The organism is Arcobacter sp. L (assembly GCF_000284235.1).
In the GTDB taxonomy this organism is placed as follows: Bacteria; Campylobacterota; Campylobacteria; order Campylobacterales; family Arcobacteraceae; genus Aliarcobacter; species Aliarcobacter defluvii.
In genome coordinates this window covers 1,874,307-1,887,777 of sequence record NC_017192.1, presented here as the reverse complement: position 1 = coordinate 1,887,777, position 13,471 = coordinate 1,874,307, and the positions used below count along the sequence as shown (strand labels likewise).

Below are 13,471 nucleotides of genomic sequence, written 5' to 3'. Positions count from 1 at the left end.
AAAAACAAAATTATCACAATATGTTATAAAGCTATAATTTTTTATAATCAAAAATATTAAAAATTGAGGATTTAATGGTAACTTTTTTTATAAAAGTAAAAGGCATTGTTCAAGGAGTAGGGTTTCGTCCTTTTGTATATAATTTAGCAATTAAACATGATATAAAAGGTTGGGTTAATAATGATGAAAAAGGTGTAAATATTTTATTATATGCACAAGAAGAGAGTATTGAAAATTTTATATTAGAATTAAAATCAAATTCTCCTATCTTGGCAAAAATTGATTCTATAAGAATAAGAAAAATAACTAAAAAACAAGAATATAAAAGCTTTGAAATATTAGATAGTTCAACATCAAAAAATAAAACTACAATTATCTCTCCTGATATATCAATTTGTGAGGAATGTATCAAAGATATAAATGATATGAATAATTTTAGATATAATTATAGTTTAACAAATTGTACAAATTGTGGTCCAAGATATTCTATAATAGAAACAATTCCTTATGATAGATGTAATACCTCTATGAAAGAGTTTAAATTATGTCAAAATTGTCAAGAAGAGTATGAAAATCCAGCAAATAGAAGATACCACGCACAACCTGTTTCTTGTGAAGTTTGTGGCCCAAATGTAACTTTGTATAATAAAAATAATATTGTAATATCTAACAATATAGAAGCTATTAAAAAAACAGCAGAATTATTAGATAAAGGATATATAATTGCAATCAAAGGATTAGGTGGTTTTCATTTGATGTGTGATGCAACAAATGATAATATTGTTAATAAATTAAGGGTAGTTAAGAATAGACCAACAAAACCATATGCTCTTATGTTCAATAATATAAATACTATTAAAAGATATACAAAAATAAATATCATTGAAGAAGAAATATTAACTTCAAAAGAGAGACCAATAGTTCTTGTTAATAAAAAAGAAAATACTATTATTTCAAAATTCGTTGCTCCGAATGTTAATAAATTAGGATGTTATATCGCTTATACACCATTGCATTATTTATTATTTAGATATATAAATAAACCACTTGTTGCAACAAGTGCAAATCTTAAAGATGAACCAATAATAAGAACAAAAGAAGAGATAACAGACAAACTAGAAGATGTAATAGATTTTGTATTAGATTATAATAGAGAAATTATAAACACTTGTGATGATTCTATTATACAAAATGTTAGAAAATATAATATCAAACTGAGAAATGCTAGAGGTTATGCTCCAACTTCTATAAAATTGAAAAAAGAACTTCAAAAAAAGATTTTATCTCTTGGTGCAAATCAAAAATCAACTATCTCAATTGCTTTTAAAAATAATTTAATTTTATCACCTCATATTGGAGATTTAAATTCTATTGAATCAGCTGAATATTTTGAAAGAACTATAAATACATTTAAAAGATTTTATGATTTTGAACCAGATGTTATAATCTGTGATAAACATCCAAATTATGAATCTACAAAATTTGCAATGAAAATAAAAGAAAAAAATCCAAATATTAAGCTTGTACAAGTTCAGCATCACTATGCACATATATTATCTGTTATGGCACAAGAAAATATCGAAAAAGAAGTTTTAGGATTTGCTTTTGATGGTACTGGCTATGGAGATGATGGAAATATTTGGGGTGGAGAGGTATTACTTAGTTCTAGAAAAGAGTTTAAAAGAGTAAAACATATCAAATATTTTAGGCTAATTGGTGGTGAAATTGCTGTAAAAGAGCCAAGAAGAGTGGCTTTAAGTCTGTTGTTTGATACTTTTTCTTTAGATGAAGTTTTAGCTATGGATATTCCAACAGTAAAAGCATTTAAAGATACAGAGATAAAAATGTTTTATACAATGTGGCAAAAAGGTTTAAATAGCCCTTTATGTAGTTCTATAGGTCGTTTATTTGATGCTATTTCATCATTTGCAGATATTCTACAAGTTCAAACTTACGAGGGTGAAACTGGATTACAAATAGAGCAAAATTATGATAAATCAATTATTTCTTCATACACTTATGAAATTTTTGAAGAAGAAATTGATTTAAGACCTATGATCAAAGAAATTATAAATGAAAAAGATAAAAAGCTTATCTGTACAAAATTTATAAATACTCTTGTAAATCTTATTTTAGAAATCTCAAATATTTATAAAAATTTTCCAGTTGTTTTAAGTGGAGGAGTTTTTCAAAATAAAATTTTACTTGAAATTTTACTTGACGAATTTGAAAAAGAGGGTAGGGAATTTTACTTTAATATTGATATCCCATCAAATGATGGTGGCATCAGTATTGGTCAAATTTACCATCAATTTGAATAAAGTATAAATATCAAGAAAAGTCTTCTTTATATAAAACATATAAATTATACATAATATAAATATTTAATATTCTATAAGATAGATATAAAATGTAATAAAAATATTTAAATATGCTATAATATAGGCTTTTATAGAAAAAATAATTTTTTCAAAAAAATTAATAAAAAATATTTTAAATAAATATAAAATAAATCAAAAAATATTTATACATAGTATATAAATAATTATATCTTATATATTATACATAAAAAGATAAATAGTAAATATAAATTTAGAGTATGATAGAATAAAAATAAAAATAGGAAAGCTTGTTATGATTAAAACCACTTCTTTAATATCAGATGAAAATGGATATAAAAAATATAATCTTTTTGAAATTCATGAAGATTTAGAACCAATAATTGCTGGTGATTATCTTTTGTATTCTTCGAAAGATTTCAAAAAAACTGCTTATTGTGAACTGATGTATAAAAACAATTTTTATGATAAATATGATAAAGATACTTATCAAGAAATTTATGAAAAATATATAAACAATGAAAAATTTATTGAAAAAGCAAAATTTATTTATAGCATAATTGATTATGATAAATATGCAAAATTTGTTGAAGAAAATGAAACAATTGAAAATCCAAATGATTTGATTATTTCTTATAGTGTTGTTGATAGTGACGGAGTGAAAGTGAATATTTATAATATTAGTATAAAAGAGATTGCTTTTGTATTTTAGAAAAATAAAGATATTTTTGTCGTATTAGCAATTATTAGTTGCTAATACAAAGTGCAGTTAAAAAAGCTTGTTCTTGATATTTTTTTAACTCTTTTGGAAATACTATTTGATTTTTCTTTTCAAAAGAACTTATAGTTTGAGTTGAGATTAAATCAACAGAACAAATAGGATTTAATTGTATTAGTCCTTCCATTTTAAAGGTTACTGCTCCACCTGAAAAACTTCCTTTTTTTGCTCTTTTTTTTATGTAAATTTTTTCAATTTGATTTTTTTGTAAAAAATCTAAAAATTCATTACAAAATTTTCTGATATTTTCTTGTTTCTCATCATCTTCAAATATAATTTTTTTTATTTTATTATCTTGATATTTTTTATCATTTAGAATTACTAAAATAAGATTATTAGATTTCAATTCTATTCCACAAATATTCATATTTTTCCTTTATTATTAGAAATTAATCAAATTATAGTGAACTATTTTATTTTGAATTGATTTTATTACAAAATGCAATAAAATAATTAAATAATTAAAATTTTCAAATGATATTAAGTATAGAGTAAGTACAATCAAAATAATAACAATTATCAATTGTAAAAAAGGAGTACATTATGAAAAAAGACAAAGTTTTAGTTTTAAGTGATCTAAGAGAATTTACTGAAATTGTTGCAAAAAAAGCAATATTTTTAGCAGATAAATATAATAAAGAGTTAAATGTACTTCACGTAGAAGATGAATCATTTTTGAAATTCTTTAAAGAAAAAACAGAAGGTTCTTTGGAAAAAAGTAAATCTATATTAAAAGATATTTATAAAGATAAAGCAGATGTTTATTGTGAATGTGGAGATTTTATAGAAATTGTAAAAAAACATATAAAAATACATAATATCTCAACTGTAATTGCTGGATTTAAAAGAGAAAGAACTTTTTTTGAAGATATTTTTAATGGTTCAAATCTAAGTTCAATAATAAGAAAGCTTGATATTCCAGTTCTTGTGGTAAAAACAGAAGAAAAACCAGAGTATAAAAATATATTAATCCCAACAGATTTATCTAAATCTTCAAAAAAAAATATAGAGTATTTAGTGAATTTATTTCCTGAAGCAAATTTTCATATAGAGCACTATTATAAAACATTTTTTGAAGATAGAGTTAAATTATATGGTTTTGATGAAGATGAAATTCATGATTTTGTGGATTTTTATGCAACAGAAGCAGAACATGATTTGAATAAATTTATAAATAATTTAGATATTCCAAAAGATATAAAACTATTTACAAAAGCAAAAAAATTTATAGATATAAAAACAATGGTTGATGAGTCAATTGAATATAAAACAATTGATTTATTAAGTTTGTCTGTTGGAAGTAGTTTGAGTATTTTTTCATTTGATTTATTAGAACACTCAACAAAAGATGTAATTATTTATAAAATATTAGAGGATGATATAGTATGAAATTTGTTACATTAGTTGTTATAGCATCTTCTGAACATGAAGATAAAATTAAATTAGTAGCTAAAGAATATGGTGCTGATGGAGCAACTATTGTACAAGCAAGAGGAAGTAGTTCGGGGAATAAAAAGAGTTTTTTTTCTTTAACTTTTGATGGAAATCAAACAGTTATTCTTTATGTACTTGAAGAGAGATTATCAAAAAAAGTGCTTAAAGCAATAAATAATGAGATTTTGAACAAAGGTACAAATTGTGTTGCTTTTACAATGCCAATATCTCATATCATTGGTTTAGATAGAGAAGTTTTAAAAAAATTTGAAGATACAATAAAAAATGAAGATGATTTATAAGGGAAAAGTATGTTAGTTGAAAATTTGATGAAAAAAGATGTTACGACTATTAAGCCTTATGCAACTTTAAAAGAAGCATTGCAACTTATGAAAGAAAAAAATTTAAAAGTATTGGTTGTTGAAAAAAATTCTCCATCTGATGCTTATGGAATTATTACAAATACACAAATTTTAAAAGCAATTGTAGCTGAAGATGGAGATATTGATTTATTAAATGTTTATGATTTATATAAAAAGCCTGCATTTAGTGTATCTTCAAAAATTGATGTTAAATATGCAGCTAAAATAATGATAGAACATAATATTAAAAGAGTTGTTGTTACAGATAATAATGAACTTGAAGGTGTTTTGTCAATTACAGATTTAACTAACTATTTGATGACTTGGGTGGAGTAAAATGTGCATGAGTTAATAAAACAGTTTAGATATACTTTAGTAGAATCAGCTGTAAATTTAATTCCAATTTTATTAATAATCATAGGATTTCAACTTTTTGTTTTTCAAAGTTTACCACAAGATGTAATTTCAATTTGTATAGGTTTTATAATTGTAATAGTTGGAGTTACATTTTTTTTAATGGGGCTAGAAATAGGAATTTTCCCTTTAGGCAATAATTTATCTAGTGAATTTTTAGAAAGAAAATCTATACTATTATTTGCACTTTTTGGATTTTCTTTAGGTTTTAGTGCATCTATTGCAGAACCTGCAATTATTGCTGTAGCTTCTCAAGCAGGAGAGATTACTCAAGGAGCCTTAAATCCTTTAACTTTAAGAATAATAATTGCTATAAGTGTAGGATTAATTACTGCTTTTGGAATAGTAAGAACTATTATAGGTTGGAATATAGCAGTTATTATAATAATTGGATATTTAATAGTTTTAATAGTGACTTATTTTACACCAACTGCAATCATAGGCTTAGCTTATGATTCTGGTGGAGTTGCTACAAATGTAGCAACAGTTCCTTTAATCGTCGCTTTAGGTGTTGGTATTGCTTCTGCTTTACAAGGAAGAAGTGTTTTAAAAGATGGTTTTGGTTTTGTTGCACTTGCAGCTATTACTCCTATGATTAGTATTCAACTTTATGGAATATTTGCTTTAGGAAGCGATTTTGGAAGTGAAAATATAGAATTTATATCAAACGTTGAAGATGAAGCACACTATGACAAGGGTTTTACTCTATTTGGAATTGTTATAGATTTATTTAAAACTTTTCTAAATTTGGTTCCAATAATTGCTACGATTTTAATATTTCAATATTTAGTTATTAAAAAGCCTTTAGCAAATCTTTCAGGTGTGATATTTGGTTTTATTTTTTTAATTATTGGTTTATATGGTTTTATCGTTGGAATAAAACTAGGACTTTTTCCTATTGGTGAATCAATAGCAAATAATCTAGTACAAATGAATAATGTATTTTTTATATATTTGTTTGCATTTCTAATTGGATTTGGAACAACAATGGCAGAACCAGCTTTGATTGCAGTTATAAAACAAGCTGATAAAATGTCAAGTATTCGATTGAATGTAACAATTATCAGGTTATTAGTTGCCATAGGAGTTGGATGTGGTATTTTATTTGGAGCTTATAAAATAGTAAATGGATATAATATTTGGTTATTGATAACTATTCTTTATAGTATAGTTGTAATTTTAACTATATTTGCACCAAAACAAATAGTTGCTTTTGCTTTTGATTTAGGAGGAGTTACAACTTCTGAAATTACTGTTCCTATTGTAACTGCTTTTGGAATATTTTTAGCTTCAAATATAGAAGGAAGAAATGTTTTAATGGATGGATTTGGTCTTATTGCTTTTGCTTCAGTTTTTCCAATGATTACAGTTATGACTTATAGTATAATCATAAATTTAATAAATAGTATAAAAGCTACATAGAAAGCTTTTATACTTCTATTTCGTACTTTTTATTAATCAATAGTGACTATAATAATTTAATTTTTTTAAGATATAATTTTTATTATTTATAAAAGAGGAGTTTTATGGCATCTATTGAATTTTATTTATTAATTACTGCTTTTTTGATGCTTTTAAGTGTTGTAGCTAGCAAGCTATCTAGTAATTTTGGAATACCTTCTTTATTTATATTTTTAGGGCTTGGAATGTTAGCTGGTTCAGATGGAATTTTAGGCATACATTTTGACAATGTAGAACTTGCTCAACATATTGGAACTTTAGCTCTTATTTTTATCTTATTTGGTGGTGGTTTAGATACAGCTTGGAAATCAATAAAACCTGTTTTAAAAGATGGATTGATTTTAGCAACAGTTGGAGTATTTTTAACAGCTTTTTTTGTTGCAATTTGCGTTTATTATATACTTGGATTTACTTTTTTGGAATCTTTACTTGTAGGAGCGATTATCTCTTCAACAGATGCAGCTGCAGTTTTTGCAATATTAAGAGCAAAAGGTATTTCTTTAAAAAAGAAACTTACTCCACTTTTAGAACTTGAATCAGGAAGTAATGATCCAATGGCAATCTTTTTAACAGTTGCTATATTACAAATTTTGATGTTACCTGAAAGCTCAAGTATAACAGAATGGATTTTGAGATTTTTTTTACAATTTATAATAGGTGGAGCTTTAGGTTATATTTTTGGAATATTATTACCTCCCATATTAAATAGAATACATTTGAGTTTTTATGGATTATATCCTGTATTTACTATTGGTTGGATTCTATTTTTATTTTCAAGTACATCTTTATTGGAAGGAAATGGTTTTTTAGCTGTTTATTTAGCAGGTATTGTTGCAAATACAAAAGAGTTTGTACATAAAAAAAATCTAATTGGTTTCCATGAAGGATTATCTTGGATTATGCAAATAACAGTCTTTTTAGCTCTTGGACTTTTAGTTTTCCCATCTGAACTTCCTGATATTGCTTTATCTGGTTTACTTATTGCTTTTTGTTTAATGTTTATAGCAAGACCCGCAGGGGTTTTTATAAGTACGATTTTCAGTTCTTTTACCATAAAAGAAAAAGCTTTTATTTCTTGGGTTGGTTTAAGAGGAGCTGTTCCAATTATTTTGGCAACATACCCATATTTACAAGGATTTGATAAATCAAATTTGATTTTTAATATAGTATTTTTTATTGTTTTATTTTCAATTTTGATTCAAGGAACAACTCTTCCTCTTATGGCAAAATGGTTAAATGTTGAATCAAAAAGTAAAGATTTTAAACCAGATAATGTTATAGCTTCACCACTTTTTTATCATACTTTAAAACAGTTTTATATTGAAGAAAATTCGAAAGTTATTGGTTTAAGTATAGTGGAATTAAATCTTCCTGCTGATTTTTTGATTCTTCTAATAAAAAGAGAAAATGATTATTTAAAACCAACTGGTTCTACAATCTTAGAAGAAAATGATATGTTATTAATCCAATGTAATAGTGAAAATAGATATAAAAAAGTTCTAAAAAGATTTAAACCATAAAAGAAAACAAGCTCTATATTCTGAGCTTGTTTTAATAATCCTCATCTTCTGTATCTGTATCACAACAATAAATACATTTTTCATCAAAAAATGAATACTCATCATAACAATAAAATTTATCACAACTTTCACATTTGAAACAATCATATTTTTTTGAAAGAATTTGTTCTAATTCTTCTTCATCAATTTTGTTGATTTTTGCATACTCTTTAAAAAGTTCTAGTGCATTTTCATTTTCATCAGATTTTAACTCTTTAGCTAAATCTTCTAAAGTATCTATATCCATATTTTCCTCTTTATTTTAATAAATCTTCTCTCATTTTTGTAATATCAATAACCAGTCTTTCTTTCATCTCTTTTGTTATTGATGGATTTGCTTCAAAAACTTGATTTATTATATTTTCAAATTCATTAGTTGTTAACTCTTTAGTTTCAGCAATTAGTTTAAAAAATAATAATCTAATTTTTTCATATTGGTTTTCTTGCATACTTTATTCCTTTTTTTACAAACGGGTATTATGTCAAAAAAAATTATAGAAAAAAATAAAAATACTTACCTTTACAACTGTTATGTTATAATTCGCACCAATAAAAAATAGAAGGTCTTTCAAATACATGGATAAATCACAAATCAAAACACAAAAATTCATAATAAAATATTTCACAGAAATTATGATAAAAGGCACAACTGCAAAAAGACAGATGATAGCCCAAGTTTATAATAATCTTGTAAATCTTTTATCAAGAATTTCAAGTGATATACAAATCAAAAAATTTTTTGACAAAGTAGAAATAGTTTGTCCTATAGAAGTAGTTGACCAAGTTCGAACAAAACTACTTGATACTCCAGGAATAGAGCAAATATTAGAAGCATTACAATTTGATAATATGAATACTTTAGATGATATTAAAGTAAAAGTAAATGAAATGATGGCAGATGAAATAAAAGGTAAAACTTTTGTTATAAGAGCAAAAAGAACTGGAACACAAGATTTTAAATCTACAAATATAGAACAAACTGTTGGTGGTTATATGTTAGCAATGAACCCAGAAACAAAAGGTGTTGCTTTAAAAAATGCTGAGGTAACTATAAATATAGAGCTTGAACATACAAAGTTAAATATTATTACAAAAAAACATATGGGACTTAGAGGTTTTCCTATAGGAACTCAAGGAAGTATAATATCTTTGATGTCAGGTGGATTTGACTCAACAGTTGCTTCATATCTTACAATGAAAAGAGGAATTAAAACTCACTTTATTTTCTTTAATCTTGGTGGATTAGCTCATGAAATTGGAGTAAAACAAGTAGCTTATTATCTTTGGAATAAATTTGGAAGTTCTCATAGAGTTTCATTTATTAGTGTTCCTTTTGATGATGTAGTAACTGAAATTTTTAAAAGCGTAAGTCAACCTTATATGGGAGTTATGTTAAAAAGATTGATGCTAACAGCAAGTGAAAAAATAGCAAATAGTATGGGAATAGATGCTTTAGTAACAGGAGAGAGTGTTGCTCAAGTTTCGAGTCAAACATTAAGAAATCTAGCATTAATTGACCAATGTACAAATAAACTTGTATTAAGACCTCTTGCAATGATGAGTAAACCAGATATTATTGATATTGCTTATAAAATAGGAACAAGAAGATTTGCAGAGTCTATGCCTGAATATTGTGGAGTTATTTCAAAAAATCCAGTAACTCATGGAAGTTATGAAAGAATGGAAAAAGAAGCAAAGGCTTTTGATTATTCTATTTTAGATGAGTCTGTTAAAAAATCTGTATTTGTAAATGTAGATGAAATAGATCAAGATGTAAATGAAATAGGGCAAATGGAGATAATTACTGATTTAAATAGTGGAGATTACACAGTTATAGATATTAGACAAACTCCTGATTGTATAGAAACTTCTTGTGAGACTTTAAAAATTCCATTTTATGAGTTAAAAAATGAATTAAAAAAACTACCTCAAGATAAAACTTATTTATTCTATTGTGATAAAGGAATAATGAGTCAATTACATGCCCAATATTTAAGAGATAGTGAAGGTTATACAAATATAAAAGTTTATAGACCAGAGAGTAAATAATGAAAAAGTTTTTATTAGCACTTTTTACAGCATTTTTTTTTACAACTAATTTTGCTTATGCAAATCCAATCATTGATAAAGCTTATCACAATAAACAAAGTGATATTCAAGTTCAAGGAAGTGGAAAAGTTATTAAAATTTTAAAAGATGATACAAAAGGTTCAAAACATCAAAGATTTATATTAAAATTACCAACAAAATTATCAATTTTAGTTGCTCATAATATAGATTTAGCTAAAAGAATAGATGATTTACAAGTTGGTGATACTGTCGAATTTTATGGAGAATATGAGTGGAATAATAAAGGTGGAGTAATTCATTGGACTCACCATGATCCAAGAAAAAAACATAAAAATGGCTGGTTAAAACACAAAGGAACAATTTATCAATAAGAAAAAAGGGGGAAGTATGAAAAAAATTATTTTAGGAATAATAGCTATTTTAGTAGTTATAATAGCTGTAGTTGTAGGTTTTAAAATAAAATCTGATAATTTGATAAAAACAAAAATTGAAGAGCTAAATAATAATGGATTTTTAGTAACTCATAAACAAACATCAAATTATTTAAAAACAAATGGAAATGGACAAATTGAAGTTATTTATCCTGAAAAAGTAGCTTTATATATTTTTAGTAAAATAAAAAATGAAGAAATAAAAAAAGCTTTAGAAAAAGAGTTTAATTCAGTTTCTTTATATGAAAAAGAGAAATTTTTTGAAGGTATTACTTTTGATTATGATTTTTTAATTAATAATTTAAGTATGGATGTAAATACAAATATCTATTTATCTAAATTATCTAAAAAAAATATGTATTTACTTGCTAATAATCCAAATAGTCAAGCTGATACTTGGTTATTAAATTTTGTAAAAGATAAAAAACTAAAAGTAACAATTGATAGAAATGCAAATTATAAATTGGCAGATATTGATACAGTTATTCCAAATTTAATGTTTTTAACTATTCGTGGTTTAGAAGGAAATAGTAAAAATATGAAATTACCTTTAGTAAAATTATCAAGTACAGATAATTCTGCAAAAGATTTTCTTCAATTAGATAATTTAAATTTGGATTATATTTTTGATGATAAAAAAGAAGTTTCAGATTTGACTATTCAAAATTTTGAGTTCCAAAGTTCTGATTTATCATTTAATATCAAAAATGTAGTAATAAAATCAAATACACAAAAAGATGAACTTAATGTTTCAGGAAAAAGTGAAATATCATTTGATGAAATTCATGCAAAAAAATATGATGAAGAAATTGCTAATTTGAAAAAAACATCTTTAAATTTTGTAGTTGATAAATTACCAATAAAAAAATTAGATGAAATAACAAAATATTTAGAAGATGAAAATTATAAAGAGTATTTAAAATCTTTATTTCAAAGTGGAATTTCAGTATCATCAAATGGAAGTGCAACTAATTATATGATAAAAAATCAAAAGATTTTTGATACTTTAAAATATGAATTATCTTTAGGATTAAATAAAAATGGTTCTATTGAAGATGCAAAAAATATAAAAGATATTTTTGAAACTATAAAATTGGCAATAGATTTAGATAATGATACAGCACTAAATGTAAAAAATTTACTAAATTTAAAACAACCAGATTCAAAAGTAGATTTTATGGATGCTCCTAATAATTTAAAAAGATTTGAAGCAGAATTGAAAAATGATGGTGTTTATGTAAATACTAAAAAAGTATTAGATGAAAAAGAATTAGTTTTTCCTGAAAAAAAGAGTTTTAATGATACAACATTAGGACAAAATGATACAGGAAAAGGTGTATTTTATGATTATGAGTTTATTGGCAATAATCTTTTAAAAGTAAATTTTAAATATTTAACTAATTTAGAAGTAATTTCAAGTGGAGGAATATCTGTTTCTTTCCCTCAACTTACAGATGCAACAAGAATTAAAAAACATTCAACAAAAAGTTTTGACAAAATTAATTTTTACAATGCAGGAAGTGAAATCTGGAATGGTGGATTACAAAAAAATGTAATCTCATCATATTTATTAGTTGAAGGATGGGATGAAAACTGGACAGATACAGCTATCGAAAAAGAGTTCAGTTTAGTAATAGATGTAAAAGATTTAGATGTTTTAGAAATAAATTTAAGAGCAGGTGCTTTAAATGATGTTGATATTAAAGCAAAAGCTTATGAAATAGTTCCTGAGACAGGTGATTTAGATCAACAAAACTATCCAATAGAAATAGCTGATATTGAAATAGTTACACACTAAAAAGAAAAAATATTAAGGTTTAAAACCTTAATATTTAAAATACAAATAAAAATAAATAGATAAAAATTCCCATAATAGAACTTACTGTTAATGCTAAGAAAATAGCTTTACCCATTTTTTTATGTTTTTTAGGATTAAGTTTTCGATGAACATAATCTTTATATGAAGAGATAAATAAATATAGCCAACCACCAACAGCTGCAATTGCTATTAAAATATGAATTACTAAAAAGATTACCATAAAATCAAAAGAGATATTACTATATTTTGAATATTCAATAAATCCACCAGTTATTCTAACACCTATTTCAAAAATAACAACAATAAATAAAGTGATACCTAATATTATTGCTTGTGAAAGAAAGTGTTTGTTATACTCTTTTTTAATAGCAAAATAGATACTAATAGCTAATAAAAAAGGTAATATTGCAAAATAAATTGTTGCTAAATCTAAATAAAATGGAGCAGATGTTCCCAAAAAACCTTTTGAAAAAAACATCTATTTTAACTTCTTAGGTGGAGTTTTCATGATAGTTTTTTCAATTAAAATAAAACCAAATGGAATTAATGAATAAACAAAAAGTTGAAAACTTAAGAACTTCCAATTATATTTTTTCATTGCCATAAATAAAGCAATAAAAAATAAAATAAATAAAATACCATGAGTCATTCCAGCAACTTTTACTGCAATTTCATAACCAGCAAAATATTTTAAAGGCATTGCAATAAATACTAAAATTAAGTAAGAAAGACCTTCTACAAATGAGATTACTCTAAATCTTGAAAAAGTATCGTTTAACATAATTATCCTTTTTTAAAAGGCGT

General features: G+C 24.5%; 15 protein-coding genes. 10 read left to right on the top strand and 5 right to left on the bottom strand.

Annotated features, from left to right (window positions below; all coding sequences use genetic code 11):
- Positions 1-74 precede the first annotated feature (74 nt).
- Entirely contained in the window at positions 75-2,321 is a 2,247-nt protein-coding gene (gene hypF / locus ABLL_RS09330) for a carbamoyltransferase HypF (protein ID WP_014474550.1), read from the top strand.
- A gap of 313 nt (positions 2,322-2,634) precedes the next feature.
- Positions 2,635-3,051: a hypothetical protein gene (locus tag ABLL_RS09325; protein ID WP_014474549.1), complete on the top strand. Its 417-nt coding sequence runs from the start codon at positions 2,635-2,637 to the stop codon at positions 3,049-3,051.
- 34 nt (positions 3,052-3,085) lie between these two features.
- On the opposite strand, the gene ABLL_RS09320 is transcribed toward ABLL_RS09325, so the two are convergent.
- Positions 3,086-3,484 carry a DUF3010 family protein gene (locus ABLL_RS09320; RefSeq protein ID WP_014474548.1) on the bottom strand — a complete coding sequence of 133 codons (399 nt, stop codon included), beginning with the start codon at positions 3,482-3,484 and terminating at the stop codon, positions 3,086-3,088.
- A 176-nt stretch (positions 3,485-3,660) separates the two neighbouring features.
- On the opposite strand from ABLL_RS09320, the gene ABLL_RS09315 reads away from it, so the two are divergent.
- The 5 genes from ABLL_RS09315 (at position 3,661) to ABLL_RS09295 (ending at position 8,308) form a co-directional block, all read left to right on the top strand.
- On the top strand, positions 3,661-4,506 hold the full coding sequence (locus ABLL_RS09315; protein ID WP_014474547.1) for a universal stress protein: 846 nt from the start codon (positions 3,661-3,663) through the stop codon (positions 4,504-4,506).
- The gene (locus ABLL_RS09310; RefSeq protein WP_014474546.1) at positions 4,503-4,853 is read left to right on the top strand and encodes a P-II family nitrogen regulator; all 351 of its coding nucleotides are present in this window, start codon (positions 4,503-4,505) and stop codon (positions 4,851-4,853) included. The genes ABLL_RS09315 and ABLL_RS09310 overlap by 4 nt, the downstream gene beginning before the upstream one ends.
- 9 nt (positions 4,854-4,862) lie before the next feature.
- Positions 4,863-5,249, top strand: a complete 387-nt coding sequence (locus ABLL_RS09305; RefSeq protein WP_014474545.1) for a CBS domain-containing protein — start codon at positions 4,863-4,865, stop codon at positions 5,247-5,249.
- Positions 5,250-5,252: 3 nt separating this feature from the next.
- Positions 5,253-6,749: a DUF1538 domain-containing protein gene (locus ABLL_RS09300; RefSeq protein ID WP_014474544.1), complete on the top strand. Its 1,497-nt coding sequence runs from the start codon at positions 5,253-5,255 to the stop codon at positions 6,747-6,749.
- A gap of 104 nt (positions 6,750-6,853) precedes the next feature.
- Positions 6,854-8,308, top strand: a complete 1,455-nt coding sequence (locus ABLL_RS09295) for a potassium/proton antiporter (protein ID WP_014474543.1) — start codon at positions 6,854-6,856, stop codon at positions 8,306-8,308.
- Between the two features lie 31 nt (positions 8,309-8,339).
- Here ABLL_RS09295 and ABLL_RS09290 read toward each other — a convergent pair whose 3' ends face one another.
- Positions 8,340-8,594, bottom strand: a complete 255-nt coding sequence (locus ABLL_RS09290; protein WP_014474542.1) for a hypothetical protein — start codon at positions 8,592-8,594, stop codon at positions 8,340-8,342.
- A gap of 10 nt (positions 8,595-8,604) precedes the next feature.
- Complete coding sequence (locus tag ABLL_RS09285; RefSeq protein WP_014474541.1) at positions 8,605-8,796, bottom strand: hypothetical protein; 192 nt, start codon at positions 8,794-8,796, stop codon at positions 8,605-8,607.
- A 127-nt stretch (positions 8,797-8,923) separates the two neighbouring features.
- Here ABLL_RS09285 and thiI point away from each other — a divergent pair, with 127 nt between their 5' ends.
- From thiI to ABLL_RS09270, 3 genes are read left to right on the top strand one after another with little or no spacing between them, the layout of a single operon-like run.
- Positions 8,924-10,396, top strand: a complete 1,473-nt coding sequence (gene thiI / locus ABLL_RS09280; protein WP_014474540.1) for a tRNA uracil 4-sulfurtransferase ThiI — start codon at positions 8,924-8,926, stop codon at positions 10,394-10,396.
- Positions 10,396-10,788 (top strand): DUF3465 domain-containing protein, encoded by a 393-nt coding sequence (locus ABLL_RS09275; RefSeq protein ID WP_014474539.1) that lies wholly within the window; start codon positions 10,396-10,398, stop codon positions 10,786-10,788. The genes thiI and ABLL_RS09275 overlap by 1 nt, the downstream gene beginning before the upstream one ends.
- A gap of 16 nt (positions 10,789-10,804) precedes the next feature.
- Positions 10,805-12,646 carry a hypothetical protein gene (locus ABLL_RS09270; protein WP_014474538.1) on the top strand — a complete coding sequence of 614 codons (1,842 nt, stop codon included), beginning with the start codon at positions 10,805-10,807 and terminating at the stop codon, positions 12,644-12,646.
- A gap of 34 nt (positions 12,647-12,680) precedes the next feature.
- Here ABLL_RS09270 and ABLL_RS09265 read toward each other — a convergent pair whose 3' ends face one another.
- Both ABLL_RS09265 and ABLL_RS09260 read right to left on the bottom strand, forming a co-directional pair.
- The gene (locus tag ABLL_RS09265) at positions 12,681-13,145 is read right to left on the bottom strand and encodes a DUF420 domain-containing protein (protein WP_014474537.1); all 465 of its coding nucleotides are present in this window, start codon (positions 13,143-13,145) and stop codon (positions 12,681-12,683) included.
- The gene (locus tag ABLL_RS09260; RefSeq protein ID WP_014474536.1) at positions 13,146-13,448 is read right to left on the bottom strand and encodes a DUF3817 domain-containing protein; all 303 of its coding nucleotides are present in this window, start codon (positions 13,446-13,448) and stop codon (positions 13,146-13,148) included.
- Positions 13,449-13,471: the final 23 nt, after the last annotated feature.